This is a genomic window from Mesorhizobium sp. M0184, assembly GCF_040322215.1.
Classification (GTDB): domain Bacteria; phylum Pseudomonadota; class Alphaproteobacteria; order Rhizobiales; family Rhizobiaceae; genus Mesorhizobium.
Genome location: NZ_JAMYSZ010000053.1, coordinates 1 through 21,474 on the forward strand (window position 1 = coordinate 1; position 21,474 = coordinate 21,474).

Here is a 21,474-nt window from a genome sequence, read left to right on the forward strand (position 1 = left end):
CGCTGCCAGGCGTTGGCACAAACCGATATGCTTATGCCCAAAACGATCCGATCAATAAGAGCGATCCAAACGGGCACGCCGATGGCGGAGAGACGCAAACCGATTTAAGCACTGGCAAAGATATCGACGTTAAGAGTGGGGATACAGCAAGCAAGGAAGCTAATGATGAGGCTAAGCAGCTTGGTCTCCATAAGGCCATTTCAAAGATCGACATTCCTGATAAAAAGAAGGGCTCATTTTTCAGTTTCTTGGCTGCGGGAGCAGCAACAACTCAGACAGAAATGATGGGCGCGGCTGCGCCAACTTCGTTGGGAATTTTGGCTCCACTGGCACTTCTTTCGGGAGATACACCTCAGAATGAAAAACCAGATCTTGTGTATAGAGGTGAAAAAAAGTCAGTAGACTTAACGCAAGGAATATTCGCTAAAGATCCAAAAAATTTGAAATCAACACCAGCAGAGCACATATTGTCGGGCCCGTACAAAACGACAAGCCGATATGTGTCCATGACAAAAAGCTTGGCCATAGCGAAAGCCTGGGCGAAGCTCGGAGGGAAGGTTGTTGCAATTGATGCCTCAAAGGTGCCTAATAAAATTGATGTGTCAAACGGCAACGTGCCTGGACTGGCGGCCTTCGGTCCCATTACCGCATCCACAATCGTAGAGCGGGCGGTCCGGAACGAAGAGGTGCTGGCAGTTGGCCATATTCCCCCTGAGGCCATTGTTGGCGTAATTCCATAAGAGCGGAGCGAATAAATGCCAAGTGGTGAGCAGATAAATAGTAGAATGGCCAAGCTTATTAATATGGTTTACTATTGTGAATTCGATCAGTCATTTGCTCAGACATTGGTTGGGGACCTAAAAGAGATCGAACTTGGTGAACTGATACACGACGAGTTGTCGCTGTTTGACCTGCTGTCAGTGCCATACCTAATCCTTTCAAGTATGGATGGTTACCGCGAGAGAAGCGACTCTAAGGCTGAAGACTGCGATAAAATTGAGAGTATTTGTGGAGAAATATACGTATTGCTCAAAGAGAAGATCGTTAATTCCAAATTCATTTCTAAAAGTACCTGATCGACAGCGGCCCGGGAAGTCCGTGCGATCCGGCAGCCTCTGGCAGGGATGGCCCAGGAGAGCACTTTTTCACTGGCAGGATCTAATTAGGTGACAGTGAATTCTTCACAAGAGTCGTCCAATAGTCCTTCAAACCAAGAGCTTGCTCGAGCATTGCCGCGCCACGATCTCGGTGCATGGGTATGGTAACTGTGTCAAAAAGGCAGAGGAGCTGAGGCTAATCCGACTCCGCGCCTTGGCAAATCTCCGGATCCGATCAGCATCTGTGGTATTCTATACTGAAAGTCTTGGTAGAGAATCCCCAAGGGCGGCGGGCGGCTGGTTGTGGCGACACTCAACGCGCGATTCTAGTCTAGGCCGTGAACCCAAGATGCGGAATGACCGAGAGAGTTTGGGAAGCGGATAATAGGGTCGGCTGCTACACCCAAGGCAGTCAGCCCAGCAGACGATCTCGCGCACTCATGAGCGCAAATCCGAGCAAATTTTCGCCGCGCCACAGGAGCGGATTGGCCGCCCGGTCATCTTCTGCCGAAAGGCCGATCCCCCACACCCGATCAACTGGGCTCGCTTCGACAATAACTAGGCTGCCAGTTGATTGGAGGAATTTACCTAGCGCCTTGTTCTGGGCGAACTTTGCGAAGCTGCCTTCTGTGACAATGCGGCGCTTTTCACGATTCCATGTTGCTTCATCGAAGCCGCGCACCTCCCGACCAAAATTTTTCGCCTGCTTCGGACTCCGTGCCTTGAGGATTTGCTGCAAGGCCTGTTCGTCACCAAACAGTCGCGCCTTCTCTGCCATCATCCAGTGCTCGGCTGTCGGATATCTGGCGCCGCCCACCTCGAAAAAGGCAGGCCACCACTGGCTGAAACAGGAGGATGTGATCCGTCCATCCTTAGCGGGCTGGTGTCCCCAGAAGAACATGAACTGCAAGTGCGCCTTCGCTTGGAATGCCGCCTCGAGGTGGGCACGATCATAGTCCATATAGTGATCCTGTTGTGCAGCAATGCCGACGCCCGCAATGGGGTCGTTTTCCGACTTGCCCTTCCTTATCATGCCTGATTGTGATTCAAATCCAGCATGCGCCGTTATCACCTAACCGACATCGAATGGCGCGATTGGATTGGTGCTGGCCAACAAGCCTCGTGGAGTGCCGCGCGTTGTCGCTCTGCTTCAGGGCAGCCTTCGGCGCAAGCGGCCAAACTTCGACATCCTCATCCAGCCTGGGTTGTTTCTGACCGAGTTCGTTTATCTCTAACCCTGTAGATAGACCCAGAACACCTATGCCAATGGCAACATGACCGCCGACGGCACCAGGACGCTGACCTGGGACGAGGCCAACCGGCTGAAGACCGTCACCCAGGCTGCCAACACCGTTTCTCTCTCCTACGGCCCGGACGGCGCGCGAGCCAAAAAAAGCTCATCCTTTGCCACCACGCTCTATCCCGACGCCTCCGTCGAGATTGATCCGGCGACACCTGGAGCAGAAATCTACACCCGCTACCCCCATCCCGACGTCAAGGTGACCGGCGCGACAAAAGCCTTCCTGCATCGCGATCACCTGGCCTCTGTCCGCATGGTCACCGATGCCTCGGGCGCCATCGTCGAGGCCACCAACACGCCACCTATGGAGAGCGCCTCAACACCGGCTTCCAGACACAGAAGAGCTACATCGGCGAGCGCTTCGATCCCGAGACCGGGCTGCTGTATCTCAATGCACGATACATGGATCCGGTGCTGGGGAGGTTCATCTCGCCGGACGATTGGGATCCGACACTGCCCGGCGTCGGCACCAACCGCTATGCCTATGCCCGAAACGATCCGGCTAACAAAGCGGATAATAATGGGCATGCGATAGCCGACGTCGCCGCTCCGTTTTCGAGTCTTACCGATGAAGAAGCAAGTGCACTACATAACAGGCTTAGCTTAGAAGCCTACGACAGATCTGAAATAGCGCGGCTACAAGGCCCGCAATTTAAGCCAGGGGAAAAATTCAGCTTCAGAGACTTCTACGGCTTTACACCCAAGGGCGCTTGGAATGCTTTTTCCAAATTTGGTTCGTTTGTCACTGGCGGGTACGCAAATCTTGGCACCTTCGACCCTAAGAATACATCAGAAGCCATGGGCGACGTTCATGGAGCAGCCATTCTGGGGGCCATGGGATTCGGAGGGGCGAAGATAGGAGGGCCGACTGAAATTGCACCCCAGAGGCCCGTTGTCCAGCTTGGCGGAGCCTATGCCGAAGTCAAAGGCATTCCAGGCTATCAAGCTCACCATATTCCCGCCGACTCTATCAGCCCAATTTCTACCGCCAAAGGACCTGCAATTGCCATGCTAAACGGGGACCACAAATTGACTGCCAGCAGCGGTAGTTCAATCGAAGCTCGCGCTTATCGCCAGCAGCAAGCCCAACATATACAGGCAGGCGATTTTCAGAAGGCTCAGCAAATGGATATTAATGACATCGCCAGCAAATTTGGCGATAAATACAACGAAGCCATCCGCCAGATGTTGGGATACAGTGAAAGGCAGGGGTTCTGAAATGGAATTCGACATAATCCCCCTTCAAGGTGTCGGAAATATTAGATTTGGTATGAATCCTGATGAAGTTCGGAGGCACTTTGGGGCCGCATTTATCTCATTCAAGCGAACCCCGAATTCCCAATTCCCCTGTGATTATTTCGAGTCACTAGGAACATTTTTCTACTATAGCGCCGATGGAAAATTGGAAGCCATCGAATTTTCGGGTCCCGCGGATCCTTCGCTTAATGGGGTTAAGATCCTTACCTTGCAGTTCGATACCGCAAAAGAATTGTTGGAATCGCTAGATGAAAGGACTTCAGTCGAGGTTGACACTATAATTTCTCCTAGGTTGGGAGTCAGCGTGTATTCCTCGATTGCAAAAGAAGATACCAGATCTCCCATCGAGATGGTTATGGCATTTAGAGAAGGTTACTTATAGAATGTTCAAATAATTTGTGCCTATGTTTCGTATTACCGAAGAATTACCATGGAATTTACCGTGTGCGGCTGGCCATCGCTGGTGTATGGGTTGACCGCATGGCTCGGCTCGCCTCCATAGGCAGCCACCAGCACTTACAATATCGGCCAGTTGACGACCTCCACCAACCCTGCCGCTACGCAGGCCAACAAATATGACGGCTTCGGCAAGGTTGCCCGCCAGGACGTCACCATCGGCACGCTGACCCACACCACGACGAATGTACGCGATGCCTCCGGCCAGACGCTGCGCACCCAGTACCTGCCGGTGCAGCTCGACTTCGGCACGGTTGCCGCTCCGCTGCAATACACCGCCGGCAACAAGCTGCTCTCGGCTTCAGGCTTCATCATCTCGACCATGTATGAGGCCGATGGCCAGACCAAGGAGATCACCTATGCCAATGGCGTAAAGACCTCCTTCATCTATTCGCCGACCCGCCGCTGGCTGACACGCGTCACCACGGCCAAGGGCGCCACTATCCTGCTCGACGACCAGTATGCCCACGATCTCCTCGGCCGCATCACCGGCACGACGGGGCTTAACGGTTCCGACAGCTGGACCTATGGCTACGACAAGGCCGACCGGCTGACATCGAGCGACAATCTCGGTAACAACACGCTCGACGAGACGTTCGTCTATGCCGCCAACGACAATCTGACCTCACGCACCCGAGTCACCGGCACGTACATCTATCCCGCGGCCACCTCGCCGCGTCCACATGCGCCAACGGCGGTCGGCGCCAAGACGCTCGCCTATGACGCCAATGGCAACATGACCGCCGACGGCACCAGGACGCTGACCTGGGATGAGGCCAATCGGCTGAAGACCGTCACCCAGGCCGCCAGCACCGTCTCGCTGTCTTACGGACCGGACGGCGCGCGAACCAAGAAGACTTCCTCCTTCGCCACCACGCTCTATCCCGACGCTTCCGTCGAGATCGATCCGGCAACACCAGGGGCAGAGATCTACACCCGCTATCCCTATCCCGACATCAAGGTGACCGGCACGACAAAAGCCTTCCTGCACCGCGACCACCTGGCCTCGGTGCGCATGGTCACCGACGCAACAGGGAATATCGCTGAGGCCACTAACTACGCAACCTACGGAGAACGTCTCAACACCGGCTTCCAGACGCAAAAGAGCTACATCGGCGAACGCTTCGATCCCGAAACCGGGCTGCTGTATCTCAATGCCAGATACATGGATCCCGTGCTCGGACGCTTTGTTCCGGCAGACCCAGAGGACGCGGACGCCAAGAATAAAACCTCGCCGTGATCAGGAGGGCGCAATGATCCGTATGTTAGTCAAGTTGGCTTCGATCCTACTTTTTGTGCTGGCGACAAGCAGTTTGTCCAAGGCGGAGAACGCTGACGTAGCGAACCCTGCTGTCTTCGTCCGAGCCTTGGTCAATGCGCCCGACGGGCAGGCAGATTTTTCCCGCGCAAAGCTCGCGGTCGATAAGTTCGTAGATCCGTCAATCAATGAAGAGGCCGCTCTCGCCGAGACCGACGCTATGATGGTCATGGTCGACGAGATGCTGAGCAGTCTGCCGCCTGAGGCCGCCTCAACAAGCATGGAAAAGATGAAGGCGCTCCGCACTTTCCTTTATGAAGGCGGTTGGTGGAACAATAGCAGGCCATTTGAATATGATCTCTCTGATCCTTACGGCCAAAAGCTTGGCTCGCAGTCGCTGCCCAACTATCTCGCCACGAAAAAGGGCAATTGCGTCTCGATGCCAATCCTCTTCCTCATTCTGGGGAAGCGTCTCAACCTCGATGTGACACTTTCGACTGCACCGCTGCACGTCTTCGTCAAATTCACCGACGACGCGACAGGCAAGACCTGGAATCTCGAGACCACCAGCGGCGCCGGATTTACGCGTGATGCGTGGTACCGGCAAAAGGTGCCGATGACCGATGACGCGATTGCCAACGGGGTTTACCTCAAGACGCTCTCACAGCGCGAGGCACTGTCGATCATCGCAACGCCGATTCTCGACAATCTTATCGCCGCCGGGCGCTACGACGAGGCGGTCGCAGTCGCTGACGTGCTAATGGAAGCCTATCCGGCCAACGCCTATACATTGGTGAAGAAGGGCACGGCCTATTACCGCCTGCTCGACGCCAACATCATCAAAAAGTATCCGAAGCGGAGCGACATTCCGGCCGACAGAATCGCCTATGCGAACGATCTTTACGTGGCCAACAAACAGTCTTTTGCCAAGGCCGAAGCCCTCGGCTGGCGCGAGCCGAAACTGAACTAGACATTGCGACGCGAACTGATGGGGCAAGGGGATTTTGTATGACGACACTGATCAGCGGTAGGATCGTTCTACGCCTACTAGCCGTTGTTCTGGCTGCCTCCCGGGTGGTTACCGGCACTGCGGGAGCTTACGCATCGCCAGTATATGGGTCGCAAATGATGCGACAGCAAGGTGTGCGATCCGATGCTCAGCCGGTCCGCTTCATCTCGCCGGATGATTGGGACCCGACGCTGCCCGGTGTCGGCACCAACCGATACGCATACGCTCAAAATGATCCTATTAACAAAAGTGATCCAAATGGCCATCAATTCGTTGTCGATAATGCCGTCGAGATTACTTTTGGTGCCTTGCTACTTGGCTTCCTAATGGCTTCAGTTCCTGAAGACGAGAACGCACCGAAACCCGGACAGAACTACTTTGAGACAGACGATCCAGATGTTGGCACGCAACCTAAGAGCCCGGATCCGGACCCCAGCAAAGATCCACGAAGCGCGGTTGCGACGTTAGTTGCGGCGGGTGTTCAAATCTCCCAGAAACATGCTGTAGAGTTGGGAACTGACCCGGAGAAAGGATATCAGGAGGCTGAAGCGCTGCACGGTGCCCGCTTGGAACACAAGCTCGGTGTCCAACTCCAAAGATATCCTGATAACTCATACGAATTTATCGGGCCTGACAAAACAACTTATGATGCCATGGGTCCGATTCCTGCTGATAGGATGTCTAAGCTTAATATAAATCAGTTCATAACTTCCATTTCGCGGCACCTGAATAAATCTTCGCACAAAGTATCGATAGACATGACGGGGATGAGCCCAAAGCAGAAACAGGAAATTAGAGACAATATTGACAGCAGAAGCAAGGGTGAACAAGACAGAATTGTAACGATTGGAGACGATTAGATGGGTGCAGTTGCGGTAACGAGCGAACAAGACGTATGGGGAGCATCTCGATCTTTTATTAGACGTATGCTCGACCATTTTATAGTTAAGGTTGGGAGAAAGCCATACTTAATTCTATTCAAAGAGGCGTTCGATGACGGCTATAATTCGTTTTCGCTATATGATCTGCCGCACGACGAATATATGGAATTTCTACACCTAGTTGAAGAATATGCGAAAGAAAAGGAGCTAAGTTCGAATGAATCTGAAATTAGTATAGCTGATATTAAGCTCATCAATGATCTTGCAGAGCGTATGAGAAAAGGTATTCATGGCGTGACGTGATTGAAATGCCCAATATCATCTGTCGAAGCTCTCACTGTCGGAGTATGATAACGGTTAACTTATAGCTGTTTATCCGACAGGCTTCGGAATTGCGGTGACACCCATTAGCCGGCCTCCCGTCAAGGGCGCGCGGAACTTTTGGCCTCGTCAGTCGCCAATTTGCATCCTTTCCTTAGCGGCAGGTTTGAACCGCACCCGTTTCTTCACGCTTGGCTGCGATGAACGATCGCGCCAGACACCGATAGGGATCAAGCATTGGTCAGGCCTTGCGGCTTTCCTCGCCCTGGCGGCTCAGCCGCCCCAGAAGAACGTTGGTTCCGCGCCGTGTCCAAAGGGTCTTTCAGGCTGTCGGGTTCTCGACGCGCGGGCGATCCGCTTCACATTGCCACTGGCGACGGCGACCGGCGTCCAATTCAGTTCCGCCAATCTCCGCCTGGCTCCCGGCGCTGGTTGCACCCCATTCACCGTACGTGGCTCGCCGGACCGCCGTCTTCCTTCAGGCGAAGCAGTGCGTCACATCGAACGGCCGGCCCTCCTTCAGGATGTGGTAGCAGGCGCGCGCGAGCTTGTGGGCCAGCGCCTTGGTGGCGACGATAGTGTTGGTCCTGGCCTTCTTGCGCCCGAAGAAGCGTACGTGGTGCGCCCGCGCACCAGCTGGATTCGCTTTCGCGTCAGATCCCTCACCGCGCGCTCTTCCTTCGGAAGGATCGTTCCCGTCGGCAGGATGCCGAGCCGCAACAGATGCGCCAAATGCCGTGCGTCCGCTCCGTCGCCGCTGTGCTTGAGGCCGTCATACTGCTTGATTACTGTGGTGTTGGCCAGATGAACCCGAAACCCGGCCGCTTGTAGCCCATCGACCAGCCAATACCAATTGTAGGTCGACTCGATCACCGCGCCAGCCAGCTCATCTCGCCACGGCGCAACGAACTCGACGATCCGCGCCAGCTCGTTCAGCAAGCGCTTCTGCGCCACAGCGCGATCTTCGCCGTCGATCACCACGATGACACTGTTGTTGGAATGCAAGTCCATCCCGCAGTACTTCATCTTGACCTCCATGGGCTAAAGCCGATTCGGCCTTGCACAACCCACGCTAACCCCTGCGCCCCAAGCGCCTTGCAAGACATGCCCGGTTCTCTTTTTGCCTCGCGTGGATAGTCCTACACATACAGTGCAGTTTTGGCGAGCGCGCTGGTCCTGGCGATCGAAAACATCATGGCCAGGCAGCTGGGCGGCCGGATGACCAGCAATCAGATTAAGCGGCTGAGCGGCCATGCAGTCATTTTACACAACGACGGCTGGGTACGCGATAAAAGTGCACTGAAGATCATCTAGCCGGCTTCCGGCGTCGTTGCCATGGACGAGGCTCACCTACGGAATTCCAGAACATCCGCCTGTCATCCCCAACAAATTCTCAATCAACGATAGGCACCTGAGTTCGCCGCCACAAAGCTGTGGCTAATCCGCGATCCGCGCTCTCGCCGATATCCGCGTTACACCAGCAACTGTAATCTTGGCCTGAAAACCTCGGCCGAGAATCAGCTGGGGTGGCGGGCGGCTGGTCTTGGCAACAGTTAACGAGCAATTCCTGGATTTCTTCGACTGGTGGCTCGACGAGCTGCGAGGGGTCTGGACGCGGGTTACGCTCAAGCAAAAGCGATCTTACACCGGCGAGTGGATGATCGGCATGGCGGATGACGGCATCCGAGTGCGCGCAGCAGGCGCACCCGAATTTCAATCCAGCTCTTTGGCACTCAACGCCTCGGCGGATGAGATCTCCGCGCTGCTCCAGACCGGACGTCGGCGGAAACGGCCGACCTTCGACATCCTGATCGAGCCGGAGCTGCATCTTACGCGGCAATTGGCGGGACGACGGCTGCCGCTTCGGCAAGCGAGAAGCATGGCCGAACTCGACCTTCTGGCATCAACGCCGATCGATCCGGCGCAGGTGCATATTGTCTTTGCGGAACACTCGGAGCAGGACTGTTCCTACCACGTCGTGAAAACCAAGACGCTCGCGGCCGTTCTGGAAGCTATTCGCCGCTCCGGTGGAACGTTTGGCTCACTGTCTGTGGCCGATGCGGAGCGGGTGCGACAGGCAGATCGGTTAAGCTTGGCTGCCATTTGGCCACCGACAAAGCGCGACAGCCGCGCAAGACTCGCCTGGACGGCGGCATGTTTGATCTTGCTTGGCGCAACACTCGTCACGTTCGGTCATGCGCAATGGCGTTATTGGCAGGCCGGCACGGAGCTGGACGCGCAAATCGCCGATGCTCAGGTGCAAGCCAAGGCGGCGCGATCGTCGCTGCAGAAACGCCAGACTGCCATGGCGCAGGTTGAAACAATCCGGAACGAGAAGAAAACGTCCGCCTCGCTGGTTCACGTCTGGGCCGAGCTGACGCACCTGCTCCCCGACACGGCTTGGCTCACGGACCTGTCGTCGCAAGGCGGCGAGTTGATCATTACCGGGTTTTCAACCTCCGCTGCGGAGCTGATCAAGCCGCTCGACGCGTCGTCGCTGTTCGCGGCACCCGAGTTCGCGGCGGTCAAGGTTCCGGGCCATGATGGTGAACGCTTCACCATTACAGCAACGATCGGAGCGCTCTGACAATGCTCTCCACCATTCTCAACGCTCGCCCGATGGTTCGACGCTTGATAGCGCTAGCCACTGGGGCGGCAGCGGCCTGCATCGCCGGCTGGATGCTGTTCATGGCGCTGGACAGCATCGCCTCGGCAAAAGCCGGAATCGAGGCAAAGCGTGAAATGCTGGGCCAGTTGCAGGCCGTGGCAGCGCTGGCAAAACAGCTCGAAAGCGCCTCCGATCCTGCCGCGGCTACAAACCCTGAATTTTTGACCGGGGAAAGCGAGGCGGTCATTCGCGGCGGGCTTCAGACGCGGTTGAACGCGATTGCCGCATCGAATGGGGTGACCGTGCTGTCGGCCGGCAACGCGCCGGCGCTCAGCGAAGCAGGGGTGGATTTCATTGGGTTGCGGGCAAACCTTTCGGGGCCTCTGCAAGGCGTCCACAATGCCGTCCTCGCGATCGAAACCTCACTTCCGGTGCTGTTCATCCGCGAGGCCACCTTGCGAGCGACTGACGTCGGACCGGCCGCTGACCGAACGGCGGATCCGGAGCTTTTTGCCGAGATTCTGTTCTACGGGCCGCTGCAGACAAAGGTGGTGTCCCCGCCAGCCGGGGCGAACCCATGACCGGCAAATTCGCGGGGCTAGCCTTGGCTGCGGCGATTGCGGGCCTCGTTGCCGTCAATTTGGCGCTTTACGATACGCCTGTCGACATCGCACCGATCGTTTCGGCAAAGGGGCGCGATGGAGGGTTGGCACCGAGCTCGCCGGGATCGCTTCAGATTCCGGAGGTAGGTGATTTCAGCGAAACCTTTGAACGGCCGCTGTTCAGCCCGACCCGCCGAAAATTCGTGCCCGAGCCGGTCGAGCCGCAGCCCGTGGAAGTGGCTTCCGTGGCGGTCGAGCAGCCGGCAGCGCAGAATGTTGCCCCGGCAGTTGCGCCATCACTGCTGGGGATCAGCATTCACGGCGGATCGGCGAAGGCGCTGCTGCGGATCGCGGGAGCCGATGTCGCTCTTTGGTACGGCAATGGCGAGACCGTCGATGGCTGGACGCTTTCGGCGATCGACAAGAATCAAGCCGTGTTGGAGCGGGAGGGCAGGATCACTCGCCTCTCGCTTTATCCGTCACTCCAGGATGGCCAGCCTGCCGGGAGCGTCGGTCAATGAGCAGCGAAGGGGACGAAAGCACCAGCGCCGGCTTTTCGCTCGTCGCGGTGCTGGTCTTCATGCTGATCGTCTCCGCCATCGTGGTTCCCTTTGCCGTGACGGCAAAGACGCGGTTGATGATCGCCAACAACGAGGTCGAGCAGGAAAGGCTGTCGCTGCTTGCCGAAGGCCTGGCCAATGTGGTTTCGAGCGAGTTGGCCGACGGTTTTGCGACGGAAAAGCTGCCGCCGGACTCCACGCCGGCAGCCTGCCAATCGGGGGAATTCGCCTTCGATGTCCGGATACAGGACCATGGCGGGCTGATCGATCTCAATGCCGCGGATGCAGACCTGCTGTCGCTGGGGTTTGCCTCGCTCGGTTTCGATCAGCAGTCGTCCGAGGAACTGGCCGAAGCCGCTATCCAATTCCGGGGCAGCATCAATGCTTTCGCCGCGCAGGCCGCCGAGCCAGCAACCGCGGTCGGGCCGGCTCAAAACAAGCAGGCGCCGTTCGAATCGGTGTCCGAATTGCAGGAGTTTTCCGCACTTGCTTCGACGCCGCTGCACGATCTCCATGATGTCTTCACGGTCTTTTCGAAGCGCGGCACGCTCAGCCTCGATCATGCTCCGAGCCGCCTCCGAGCTGTGCTTGCCGGCGCATCGGCGAGTAGCGCTTCAATCACGCAAGGGGCCACCGAGGGCTCAACCTATTCCGTGGAAGTCACAGCGAGGCGGGATGGATCGGGAATTGCAGGCCAAGTCGGATTTATCATCGAGAAATTCCCGGCCAGCGCGGCAGGCTTTCGGCGTCTTTCAGGAAGTCCCATCGCGGAACTCACGAACCATGCAAGGACAACGACATCCTCTGGAAATTGCGACACGCTTTTCGGGACTGAGGCAGCTCAGATCCTGAGGGGACGGGCGTCATGAATGCGGCTACCCGGACCTCCAGCGTCGAGGCGTTTCTCGCTTTTCTCGAAAGCGAGAAAGTGCTGAGCGCGCACGCAGCCCAACGCGCTTGGGGCGCATCGAAGACATCGGGGCATCCGTTCGATACGGTGATGACCGAACTCGGGCTGATTGGCGAACAGGAGCTTGCCGACAATCTCAGCCGCTTCATGAACCTACCGTCGCCTGTCGACATACCGGAGCAGTTCAATCCCGAAGTGTTTTCAAGCGTTCCACTGAACTATCTCCGTGAGAACGCGATCCTTCCCTTAGCGATTGATGCACAACAACTGGTTGTCGCCGTCGCCGATCCGTTCTCGTCGGCTATGATCGATGCGCTGGCCTTTCACTGTGAGCGGACACCGGCGCTCAGAGTACTACCCAGGCGGGTGATTGCCGAATGCATCGACCGTATCGAGCAGTCGGCCAAGGGAGACGTGTCATCTGATGTAGACGGTGCAGCCTCTTCGGATTTCGGCCCTGATGATCTCGAACGGTTGAAGGACTTTGCCCGTGAGGCGCCGATCGTCCGCTTTGTCGCCGACACCATCCACAAGGCGGTCGATGCGAGAGCAACCGACATCCATATCGAACCGCTCGAGGATCACGTTCGTATTCGGTTCAGGCATGACGGCATGCTGTCCACCGTCGATATGGCACCTGCCGCGATGTTGTCCGGCATCTCGACGCGCATAAAAATTCTGTCGCGGCTCAACATCGCCGAGCGGCGGCTGCCGCAGGATGGAAGGATGCGCATTGCGGTGCGTGGCCGGGACATCGACCTTCGTGTCTCGGTCATTCCGTCCATTCACGGCGAAGCCATTGTGCTCCGGATTCTCGACCGCGCAGGCGTCGAATTGCGGCTGGGAAAACTCGGCTTCGACGATGCCGCGCAAGCCAAGATCAGAAACATGTCGCAAGCCGCCAACGGCATCGTGCTGATCACCGGCCCGACCGGCAGCGGCAAGACGACGACGCTCTATTCGATCCTTGCCGAGCGCTCGCGGCCGGACGTCAAGATTTTCACGGTCGAGGACCCGGTCGAGTACCGCATGGCAGGCATTACCCAGTTGCAGGTCAATCCGGCGATCGACCTCGACTTTGCCGCAGCCCTGCGTTCGATTTTGCGGCAGGATCCCGACATCATCCTGCTTGGCGAAATCCGCGACAGGGAGACGGCGCAAGTCGCGGTCCAGGCGGCTTTGACCGGCCATCTGGTGTTTTCGACGCTGCATACGAACAGTGCGGCCGGCGCGCTGACCCGCCTTCGCGACATGGGCATCGACGGCTATCTGCTCGGGGCGACGATCCGAGGCGTCATCGCGCAAAGATTGCTGCGCCGCGTCTGTCCAGCTTGCCATGGGACGGATCAAACAGGTTGCACCTGCCGTACCTGCAATGGTTCCGGCTACAGCGGCCGTACAGTGACCTACGAAATGCTGCAGGTGTCGCCGCGCATCGCCGAGCTTATCGACCAGGGCGCCGGCGAAATGGAAATCGGCAGGGTTGCAGCGGAAGACGATCTCGTTCCGATGGCGCTCCATGCAAAGGCGCTGGCGAAGTCGCAGGTGACGACAATGGAAGAAGTCCGGCGCGTCATCGACCTCAACGGAGGCGGTTGATGCCGGCATTTGCCTATCGCGCCTATCTCGTCGATGGAACTCGGGAGAGCGGCGTTCTCGACGCGTCGACCAAACAAGATGCTGCCCGCAAATTGGCGCAACAGGGACGCCGGTCCTATCATCTCGCTCCCGTCGACAGAGCAAAGCAATTCGTTCGGCTGCCCGGACGCGGTGCCCTGACATTTACGCGACGGGTCGATCTCAGCCGCCTGTTTTCCGAACTTTCGGTGCTTTTGAACGCCGGTTTCACCGTCGACCGCGCCTTGAGCGCGGTGATCTCAGGCGAAGGCAATCACACGCGGCGCCAGCAGCTGCAGTCCGTGCTCGACCTCACGACCGGCGGCCGCCCGATTGCGGAGGCCTTTGCGAGCCTGCCGGGGATCACATCCGACGTGGCGGCCTTGCTCGCCAGCGGCGAACGCAGCGGCAAGATGGCATTCATTTGCCAAAGACTGGCCGATACATTCGAAGCAAAGGCAAAGCGTCGTGCGGCGATCGTCGAAGCGCTGACTTACCCCACCTTTCTGCTGGTGGTCATGAGCGGGGCGCTGGTCATTCTGGCGACGGTCCTTGTGCCCGCGCTGGAGCCGATCTTCGAAGGCTCGTCGGCAGCAAAACCGTTCACCATGAATCTGCTTTCCGGGCTCGGCACGGTCTTCACCGACTATCCCTTCGTGTTCCCGCTCGCGGCAACCGTTGCTTTGCTCTTCTATCTCTTTCTTTCGAGGTCAGCGGGGGCGAAGGCGTTGTTCTCGCGCTGGCTGCTGAGAATTCCGTTGATCGGTTCGCTGGTTAAGGACACGGTGATAGCGCGCTATCTTGAGACTTTGTCCCTCCTTCTCGGCAACGGGGTGGCAATGACCGAAGCGCTTGGCCTGTCGGCGAACGTCTCTCGGCAAAGTTCACTATGGGCAAGTTTTACCGCGATTGGAGACGACGTAGCCAATGGCGCCCGCCTTCATAGCGCAATCGTCAAGTCTGGCATTTTCGACAACGCGACGATGTCGCTGATTTCACTGGGCGAAGACGCCAACGCGCTTCCCGTCGTGCTGGATCGTGCCGGAAAGATGCTCCAGGCCGCGCTGACACGGCGGATCGACGCCGTGCTGAAACTGCTGACGCCGGCTTTGACGATTTCGCTCGGCTTTCTGGTCGGCAACCTTGTCATTTCAGTGATGACGACGATCCTCAGCATCAACGATCTGGCGCTGAAATGACGAGCGCGCCTCCAACTCGCCAACGAGAGCACGCGACAGCCGGTTTTACCCTGGTCGAGATGTTGGTGGTGCTGGCGATCATGGCTGTCATCGCGGCCATTGCAGCTCCGGGCATCGCCAGAAATTATCGAACCAAGAACCTGGAAAGTTTGACGAGCGAGATCACCACGCGACTGCGCCTGTCACGCACGTCTGCAATCGCCACGGCCAGGCCGAAACAGATAGTCATCGATCCTCGTGCCGGCGCGATCCGCTTCGATGATCGAGACACGCTCGTCCTGCCCGAAGACGTCGAGATGACTGTAACAACGGGCCTGGAAACCGTCGCTGCGGATCGGCAGTCGACTTTGACATTCCTCCCGGACGGCAGCGCTTCCGGGCTGGACCTCGATCTGCAACGAAAAGGCCAGACAGTGCGCATCGAGGTGAACTGGCTGACAGGGCTTGCAACACGGCGGAACCTGCCATGATCTCGCACGCAAACCCAGATTCTGATGAAGACGGGTTTTCGATCCTGGAGATGATCGTCGCGATGACGATCCTGGCGCTTGTCCTTGGTATCGCGAGCCAGTCGATCGTGATGGCGAGCCGCAGCATCGCGGTTGCCAAGGCACAGGTCGAAGCCGCTCGCGCGGTTCGCGAGATGCTGGCCGATCACCAAGCTGGTCTCGGCTCGAATTCAATCGCCTCCGATGCCGCGCAGCCCGGCTGGAGCCTGAAAACCCGCACGATTGAGGTCGCGAAGGCGAAACTAACAGCGATCATCATCGATAGAACCGGCGCCGCTGGTGCCGGGCGTGGCGAGCCGTTTCTGACGTTTGTTCCAGTCCAGGATACGGACTCTCAATGAGCCGCTCATCGGATAGTTGCGGACAGTGGGTCCCAGGGTTTCCCGTCCTCAAGCCCAGCTTCGAATGGTTCCGCCTGGGTGGAACTCGCAAGTCATCGGTATCGGTCGAGGGTTTTGCGCTGATCGACGTTCTGGTCGGGCTCGCTCTGGTCGGCGTGATTTCCTCGCTGATGATTGTCTTTCTCGGGCAAGCCCGCACGATGATGCGCATCGAGAAGGCAACCGAGATGCAGATGGAGGTCGACGCTGCCTCGCGGTTTCTCGAAACGGCGATCAGCCGTGCAGAGCCGCTGCCGCTATCGAAATCCTCGCCCGAGAATGTGATCTATCTCAGCGGTGAGCCGGGCCGAATCGAATTCAACGGCGTTCAGGCGATCGGCTTCAGGTCCTCGGTGCTGCGGGAGATCACCGTTTCCCTTGGAAGCGAAGCTGAAGACATCCTGACCATTGTCCAAAAACCACGGCGCGGTAGCGACAGCAGCAGATCAACCGAAAACCAATCAGTTCGACTGATTGCTGGTGTGACCGCTATAAAATTCGAATATCTCGACGGCTCGCCAGGAGCGTCCCTGTGGTCGAACACCTGGAGCGCCCAGCGGCGCCTGCCGGCCGCGGTGCGGTTCACGATCTCGGTCGATCGGGACGGCGCGACCTACTCATCCGCAGGTTTTGCGCGCCTCGAGTTGGCAGATACCCAAGCAAAGCCCACGAACTGACGCGATCCCATCCGGAACGCTTGATCAGTTGGTAATGTCCTGATCTTCGCCGCTGCCGTCCGGCTTGCTGTCGCGGCCGAAGGTGCGGATCAAGACACCGCCCGCATCGGCCTTCACCTCGTAGGCATAAGGGTTCCCCCAGGGATCGTTCAGCCCGGTGGTCCCCTTGAGGTAGGGCCCGTTCCAGCGCTCTTCGCCGGCAGGCGCCGTGACCAGCGCGGAGAGGCCTTCCTCCGCAGTCGGATATTTTGCGTTATCAACATAATAGAGTTCGAGGGCGCTTTCGATGTTGCGAATTTGCGCCTTGGCCGCATTGGTCCTGGCCGAGCCGAGATAGCGCAGAACCTGCGGGGCAGCGAGCGTAGCGATCAGCGCGATGATGGCAAGCACGACCAGAAGCTCGACCAGCGTAAAGCCGCTTTCATGATTTTCGCTTTCACGGCGGTATTTTCTGCTTGGTCGAATGAAACGGAGAGAAGTCATTGGAGTGATCCCATGTTCCAACCTGCAAATTGTTCCAGCACCCAGGTGCAGCCAAGGCCCGTCGCGATGAACGGACCGAAGGCGACGCGCGCCCGCGCGGCCGCTGGACCCACCGCGACCACCTGACCACCGATGAATAACAGCGCGCTTGTGCTTGCTATGAACAGCAAGACCGGGAGCAGCAGCGGGTTGATCCAGCATGCGGCGGCGCCAAGCATTTTGACGTCGCCGAGCCCAAGACCGATGCGGCCGGTCATTGCGAAATGACCGCGACGGACGAGCCAGACAGCGGACAAGGTTCCAACAGCGAACAGGATTTGGCTAGGGACCTGATCTAGTTGTGTCGCAGCTTGGAAGCCAAGGCCCGTGCCGGCCAACGCCAGATTGAGTTCATCGGGAATTATCAGCCTTCGAAAATCCGCGACTGAAATGGTGACAAGGATTGCTGTCAGAGCGATCGTCGCAGTCAGCACGAGAGACAAGTGGGCGCTCATCAGTATTTCAGTCGTTTGAGATTCTGTTGCAGAGGGGTTCCGCCGCGGCGCTGCTGGATCGGCGTCTGCAGGCTGATCTTCCCGCGGAATTCATCGGTGACCTGCCGCGCCTCGCTGATGTCGCGGATAACGCGCGGACGAATGAAAATGATCAGCTCGGTCCGCCCGACGCTGTCGCTCTTGTGCTTGAAGGCGTTGCCGATGATCGGGATGTCGCCGAGGATCGGCACCTGGCCGCGATCGACATTGTTGCGTTCCTGGATAAGGCCGCCGAGCGCCAGGCTCTCGCCGTCATTGACCAGCACGCGCGTCTGGATCTTCCGCTGCTGAATGGTTGGCGAATCGATGCCGGAGCTGGTCGTCTTGGTGACGTTGCTGACTTCTTGGCTGATATCGAGCATGACACGGCCGGCATTGTTGATGCGCGGCGTGACCGTGAGTATGACACCAGTGTCCTTCATCTCGACCGAATTGACGATCGGTGCGTCGGCGGTCGATGTCCCCACGGCCTGCTGCGTGATGATCGGCACCTGGTCGCCAACCTGCAGGATCGCCTTTTGATTGTTGAGCGCCATGATGGTCGGCGCCGATATCACATTGACGTCGGTGATGCTGGCGAGTGCGTTCAGCGTAACCTGGATGTTGTCGGTCGCGTAGGTCCAGCCAAAACCGGGGAAGGTTGCGCCGGTGAAACCGCTGGCCACGTCGGACAGCGAGATCTTCATACCATTGTTTTCGAAGAACCAGCGAAGCCCGAATTTCAGCTCGTCGTTCAGCGTCACTTCGGCAATCACCGCCTCCAGCATCACTTGCGTCGGCAAAACGTCGAGCTTGGTCAGGATATGCTGGATGCGATCATAGTCCCGTGCCGTGGTCTGTATCAGCAGCGCATTGTTCTCGACATCAGCCACGACCTTGGCGTGGGTGGGTGACTGTTCGTCCGGCGCCAAGGCCAGCGACGGGGACGGGCCGGTCAATGGCACAGGCGTCACGCCATCGGACTGCAAGGCGATCGGTGTCATGTCGGGCGACACGTTCGCGCCGGCCGTCTCGCCCTCGGTCTTGACCGACGTGCCGAGAACCGAACTCAGCACCGCGGCGAGTTCCTTGGCCGGGCGGTTCTGAATCTCATAAACGAAAAGCTGGTCCTCGTTGGTCTCGGCCAGCTTGTCGAGCTTGCCAATCCACACCGCAGCGCGGCTGAGATAGGCCGGGCGCGAGGTGATCACCAGCACCGAATTCAGCCTGTCGTTGGGAATGAATTGGATGATCTTGGCGCCAGGCCCATTCTTGGTTCCGAAGATCGAATCGAGCTCCGAGGCAACGGCCTCCGGCTTTGAGGTCTTCAGGGGATGAAGGGCGACCGACATGCCGCGCATCCAGTCGACGTCGAACACCGAAACCGCTTCGCGAATGGCGTCGAGGTCGCTGTTGTTACCGGCGACCGTGATCAGGTTGCGGGTGGGATCGACCCTGAGCACCGATCCTTGCCGGGTGATCGGCTCGAGAATCGTCTTCATTTCGTCAGCTGCGATGTACTGCAACTGCAGCACCTGCACCTTGATGCCAGGGCCGGAGGGCGAGACCGACGGCACACTGACGGACGGCGTGCTGGACATGATGTCGGACAAGGGAACGATCTGGTACGAGCCGGCGCGTTTGGTGATCCCGGCATTGTTTACGGCAAGTGCGGATTCCAGGATATCAACCAATGCATCCTGCGATACGGGTTGTGACGTCTGCAGCGTCACCGTCCCCTGCACGCGCGGATCGACGATGTAGTTGAGGTGAAGTGCGTCGCCAAGCACGGCTTTCGCCGCTTGTGCGACAGGTGCGTTGACCAGATTGAGCTCGAATTGACCAGAACCATCGGCCGTTACTTGGGCGATTGGCGCGCCAGAGGAGACGAAATTCCCGGAGCCCTGATACTGCGCACCGGAGAAGCGCTGGGCTTCACCTGCCGCAGTTAGGGGATGGGAAGCGTTATACCCCGCCCGCAACGGCGAGCTTTTCGCATGCAAACTGTCAACGGTTTCGGTGAAAAAATCCTTGCCCGATGGGGACATGCAGCCTGCGCATGCGAGCAGCATGCACAACACGACGCAATTACTCAGATTGATCGACATCCGCCCGATTCCCCTAAGGTTTTAGCCTAGGGCTTCTTGGGGATGGGCGCTGGAATTGCTGGCGTTATTTCGCGTCTGTCCACAGGTGGATAGAAGAGGGCATTAAGCTGGCGTCAGGCGGAGACCGCGTGCGATTTTGGAGAGCAAAGGACGTTTGCTCCATGAGGAAGCGGTGCTGGAAGCGATGGCTGCGCGAACATGGCAAAAAGTGCACTGTCACCGCATTTCCCGAAGTCGAGCTGTACCGGCAGATACTGGGTGCGAAGCGTCTGGCCGGAGGCATCGCGCACGCTGGTCGTGGTGTGGGTCAGCGTGCCCAGCGTGACGTCCTGGCGGGCGAGTTTGCCGAAGCCGTCGTACTTGGCGGCCTGCGTGGCAGCTGGATTGGTCGATGTGGTGAGCTGGCCGATGTTGTAATAGCCGGCCGCCGCCTATGGGGTGAGGCGAGCCATGCCGTCAAATCTACACATAACGACGGCTATGTGATCACGATAAAAGTGCACTGCCACCGTAATTCGCACGCGTTCTGTTCAACTCAATGACCTGATTGTTCAAGCCCCAAAAACGATTTTGCACTTAGCATAATCAACGCATTGTCAAGGAGGCCAGAGTTTATCGCTCGGATCAGACTACTTGCGTCCTTCATGTTTTCAAGAAAAGGGATAATTAAATTAGATGTAATGTTCGAAATTATCGCTGATCTTTCTCTATCGTCAAATTTAGAATTTTCAAGGTTAAAGGCTTCTTCGATCTCAAGTTTTTTATCAGGAAATGCGCCGCCAAGTCTGATCTTAATCGGACATTCATACTCTTTAGGCGTAGGCATGCCCTCCACAGTCATCCCATTTGGGACGCAACCGAGATTTAAGTAGAATCTCAACCCAAAGTTTGATTTTTGCAGATTAATTACCTGAAGAGCTCCTTCATCTTGGCGATACCAAGACGTAGACTTCTTCTTAAAGCCGTGGGTTAAGAGTTCTCTGTTCAACAAAGATTCGAGTTCTTTTTTGTTCATTTTCATTGTCTCTTATATGTCTCTAAGATACCGGTCCAAACCCCACCGAATCTTACCTCAGCCGCTTTGATATAAGCTTTTAGTGCAGCCTCACCACGTTTGATAGCCCTGGGATTATCGGGCTTTAACTCTTTTACAATTTTCGCTGCTTCGTTGATGGCATCCGCACGTTTGCCGCCTGGAAGAGTGACTTCCCTTTCAAAACCCGGACCTGGATCCCAGTCCGTGTGCGCTTTGCGCCCTGCTGCTGTAGCAAGTGTTTCGCCTTTTTTTGCTGTGAATTCAGCCGCTTCTTTTGCAACAAACGCCTCCGCACCGTCTTTAAATGCGGTCTTTGCGCCGAATATTCCGGCCCCGAGAAGTATACCCGCTCCCACCGGCGCTTCGCCAGGCACGAGGGCAAAAAGGGCGTCTTCCGGATCGGCTCTTCCAGAGCTGCTTAGCTTACGCTGACGATCCACTTCGTTAGCCAGATCCGGACTTAGACGTTCGTAGGGATCATAGGCGTGAGGATCATTAAAATGTCGATCTGCCCTTATTGATCGAGCTCGTTCTTCAAGCTCTTTGGCTTTTGCCTCTGCTGCCTGTGCCGCCGCTCTGTCCTTGGCGGCTTGTGCGGATGATGGCGTGCTTGCAACGTGCCCATTGTTGTCCGCATTATTTATGGGATCGTTCTGGGCATAGGCATATCGGTTTGTGCCGACGCCTTCCTTGA

General features: G+C 57.3%; 24 protein-coding genes and 1 pseudogene. 18 read left to right on the plus strand and 7 right to left on the minus strand.

Features of this window, described 5'->3' with window-relative positions; translation table 11 throughout:
* On the plus strand, positions 1 to 740 hold a 740-nt coding region (locus tag NKJ23_RS32445), incomplete at its 5' end, for an RHS repeat-associated core domain-containing protein (RefSeq protein ID WP_352684792.1).
* A 15-nt stretch (positions 741 to 755) separates the two neighbouring features.
* Complete coding sequence (locus tag NKJ23_RS32450; RefSeq protein WP_352684794.1) at positions 756 to 1,076, plus strand: hypothetical protein; 321 nt, start codon at positions 756 to 758, stop codon at positions 1,074 to 1,076.
* Positions 1,077 to 1,509: 433 nt separating this feature from the next.
* Here NKJ23_RS32450 and ybiA read toward each other — a convergent pair whose 3' ends face one another.
* Entirely contained in the window at positions 1,510 to 2,169 is a 660-nt protein-coding gene (ybiA, locus tag NKJ23_RS32455) for a riboflavin biosynthesis intermediates N-glycosidase (protein ID WP_352684796.1), read from the minus strand.
* A 540-nt stretch (positions 2,170 to 2,709) separates the two neighbouring features.
* Between ybiA and NKJ23_RS32460 the strand changes: the two are divergent.
* From NKJ23_RS32460 to NKJ23_RS32485, 6 genes and pseudogenes are all read left to right on the plus strand, one after another.
* A pseudogene (locus NKJ23_RS32460) lies at positions 2,710 to 3,615 on the plus strand (RHS repeat-associated core domain-containing protein); the annotation flags it as partial.
* A gap of 1 nt (position 3,616) precedes the next feature.
* On the plus strand, positions 3,617 to 4,036 hold the full coding sequence (locus NKJ23_RS32465; protein ID WP_352684798.1) for a hypothetical protein: 420 nt from the start codon (positions 3,617 to 3,619) through the stop codon (positions 4,034 to 4,036).
* A 150-nt stretch (positions 4,037 to 4,186) separates the two neighbouring features.
* Positions 4,187 to 5,350: an RHS repeat-associated core domain-containing protein gene (locus tag NKJ23_RS32470; protein ID WP_352684800.1), complete on the plus strand. Its 1,164-nt coding sequence runs from the start codon at positions 4,187 to 4,189 to the stop codon at positions 5,348 to 5,350.
* Positions 5,298 to 6,338 carry a transglutaminase family protein gene (locus NKJ23_RS32475; RefSeq protein WP_352684802.1) on the plus strand — a complete coding sequence of 347 codons (1,041 nt, stop codon included), beginning with the start codon at positions 5,298 to 5,300 and terminating at the stop codon, positions 6,336 to 6,338. The genes NKJ23_RS32470 and NKJ23_RS32475 overlap by 53 nt, the downstream gene beginning before the upstream one ends.
* A 38-nt stretch (positions 6,339 to 6,376) precedes the next feature.
* Positions 6,377 to 7,237: a hypothetical protein gene (locus tag NKJ23_RS32480; protein ID WP_352684803.1), complete on the plus strand. Its 861-nt coding sequence runs from the start codon at positions 6,377 to 6,379 to the stop codon at positions 7,235 to 7,237.
* Complete coding sequence (locus NKJ23_RS32485) at positions 7,238 to 7,561, plus strand: hypothetical protein (protein ID WP_352684805.1); 324 nt, start codon at positions 7,238 to 7,240, stop codon at positions 7,559 to 7,561.
* Between the two features lie 537 nt (positions 7,562 to 8,098).
* On the opposite strand, the gene NKJ23_RS32490 is transcribed toward NKJ23_RS32485, so the two are convergent.
* Entirely contained in the window at positions 8,099 to 8,617 is a 519-nt protein-coding gene (locus NKJ23_RS32490; RefSeq protein WP_352684807.1) for an IS110 family transposase, read from the minus strand.
* Positions 8,618 to 9,122: 505 nt separating this feature from the next.
* Between NKJ23_RS32490 and NKJ23_RS32495 the strand changes: the two genes are divergently transcribed.
* From NKJ23_RS32495 to NKJ23_RS32535, 9 genes are all read left to right on the plus strand, one after another.
* On the plus strand, positions 9,123 to 10,166 hold the full coding sequence (locus tag NKJ23_RS32495; RefSeq protein ID WP_352684809.1) for a PilN domain-containing protein: 1,044 nt from the start codon (positions 9,123 to 9,125) through the stop codon (positions 10,164 to 10,166).
* Between the two features lie 32 nt (positions 10,167 to 10,198).
* The gene (gene gspM / locus NKJ23_RS32500; RefSeq protein WP_352684839.1) at positions 10,199 to 10,768 is read left to right on the plus strand and encodes a type II secretion system protein GspM; all 570 of its coding nucleotides are present in this window, start codon (positions 10,199 to 10,201) and stop codon (positions 10,766 to 10,768) included.
* Positions 10,765 to 11,310: a hypothetical protein gene (locus NKJ23_RS32505; RefSeq protein ID WP_352684811.1), complete on the plus strand. Its 546-nt coding sequence runs from the start codon at positions 10,765 to 10,767 to the stop codon at positions 11,308 to 11,310. Before gspM ends, NKJ23_RS32505 begins: the two co-directional genes overlap by 4 nt.
* Positions 11,307 to 12,218: a hypothetical protein gene (locus NKJ23_RS32510; protein ID WP_352684813.1), complete on the plus strand. Its 912-nt coding sequence runs from the start codon at positions 11,307 to 11,309 to the stop codon at positions 12,216 to 12,218. The genes NKJ23_RS32505 and NKJ23_RS32510 overlap by 4 nt, the downstream gene beginning before the upstream one ends.
* Positions 12,215 to 13,858, plus strand: coding sequence for a GspE/PulE family protein (locus tag NKJ23_RS32515; protein WP_352684816.1), 1,644 nt, complete (start codon positions 12,215 to 12,217; stop codon positions 13,856 to 13,858). Before NKJ23_RS32510 ends, NKJ23_RS32515 begins: the two co-directional genes overlap by 4 nt.
* Positions 13,858 to 15,075, plus strand: a complete 1,218-nt coding sequence (locus NKJ23_RS32520) for a type II secretion system F family protein (RefSeq protein ID WP_352684818.1) — start codon at positions 13,858 to 13,860, stop codon at positions 15,073 to 15,075. The genes NKJ23_RS32515 and NKJ23_RS32520 overlap by 1 nt, the downstream gene beginning before the upstream one ends.
* Positions 15,072 to 15,545 carry a GspH/FimT family pseudopilin gene (locus tag NKJ23_RS32525; RefSeq protein ID WP_352684820.1) on the plus strand — a complete coding sequence of 158 codons (474 nt, stop codon included), beginning with the start codon at positions 15,072 to 15,074 and terminating at the stop codon, positions 15,543 to 15,545. The genes NKJ23_RS32520 and NKJ23_RS32525 overlap by 4 nt, the downstream gene beginning before the upstream one ends.
* On the plus strand, positions 15,542 to 15,925 hold the full coding sequence (locus NKJ23_RS32530; RefSeq protein ID WP_352684822.1) for a PulJ/GspJ family protein: 384 nt from the start codon (positions 15,542 to 15,544) through the stop codon (positions 15,923 to 15,925). The genes NKJ23_RS32525 and NKJ23_RS32530 overlap by 4 nt, the downstream gene beginning before the upstream one ends.
* 170 nt (positions 15,926 to 16,095) lie before the next feature.
* Positions 16,096 to 16,641, plus strand: coding sequence for a type II secretion system protein GspJ (locus NKJ23_RS32535; protein ID WP_352684825.1), 546 nt, complete (start codon positions 16,096 to 16,098; stop codon positions 16,639 to 16,641).
* Between the two features lie 24 nt (positions 16,642 to 16,665).
* Here NKJ23_RS32535 and gspG read toward each other — a convergent pair whose 3' ends face one another.
* The 3 genes from gspG to gspD are packed head-to-tail and all read right to left on the minus strand — an operon-like array spanning position 16,666 to position 19,684.
* Positions 16,666 to 17,124 (minus strand): type II secretion system major pseudopilin GspG, encoded by a 459-nt coding sequence (gene gspG, locus NKJ23_RS32540; protein WP_352684828.1) that lies wholly within the window; start codon positions 17,122 to 17,124, stop codon positions 16,666 to 16,668.
* Positions 17,121 to 17,618 carry a prepilin peptidase gene (locus NKJ23_RS32545; protein WP_352684830.1) on the minus strand — a complete coding sequence of 166 codons (498 nt, stop codon included), beginning with the start codon at positions 17,616 to 17,618 and terminating at the stop codon, positions 17,121 to 17,123. The genes gspG and NKJ23_RS32545 overlap by 4 nt, the downstream gene beginning before the upstream one ends.
* The gene (gene gspD / locus NKJ23_RS32550; RefSeq protein ID WP_502902605.1) at positions 17,618 to 19,684 is read right to left on the minus strand and encodes a type II secretion system secretin GspD; all 2,067 of its coding nucleotides are present in this window, start codon (positions 19,682 to 19,684) and stop codon (positions 17,618 to 17,620) included. The genes NKJ23_RS32545 and gspD overlap by 1 nt, the downstream gene beginning before the upstream one ends.
* 221 nt (positions 19,685 to 19,905) lie before the next feature.
* Here gspD and NKJ23_RS34805 point away from each other — a divergent pair, with 221 nt between their 5' ends.
* Complete coding sequence (locus tag NKJ23_RS34805) at positions 19,906 to 20,286, plus strand: hypothetical protein (RefSeq protein WP_502902606.1); 381 nt, start codon at positions 19,906 to 19,908, stop codon at positions 20,284 to 20,286.
* Here NKJ23_RS34805 and NKJ23_RS32560 read toward each other — a convergent pair.
* A complete protein-coding gene (locus NKJ23_RS32560) occupies positions 20,280 to 20,759 on the minus strand; it encodes a DUF4304 domain-containing protein (protein ID WP_352684834.1) in 480 nt (159 codons plus the stop codon). The two genes, NKJ23_RS34805 and NKJ23_RS32560, sit on opposite strands and share 7 nt — an antisense overlap.
* 2 nt (positions 20,760 to 20,761) lie before the next feature.
* The coding region (locus tag NKJ23_RS32565) for a hypothetical protein (RefSeq protein WP_352684837.1) at positions 20,762 to 21,474 on the minus strand (713 nt) is incomplete at its 5' end.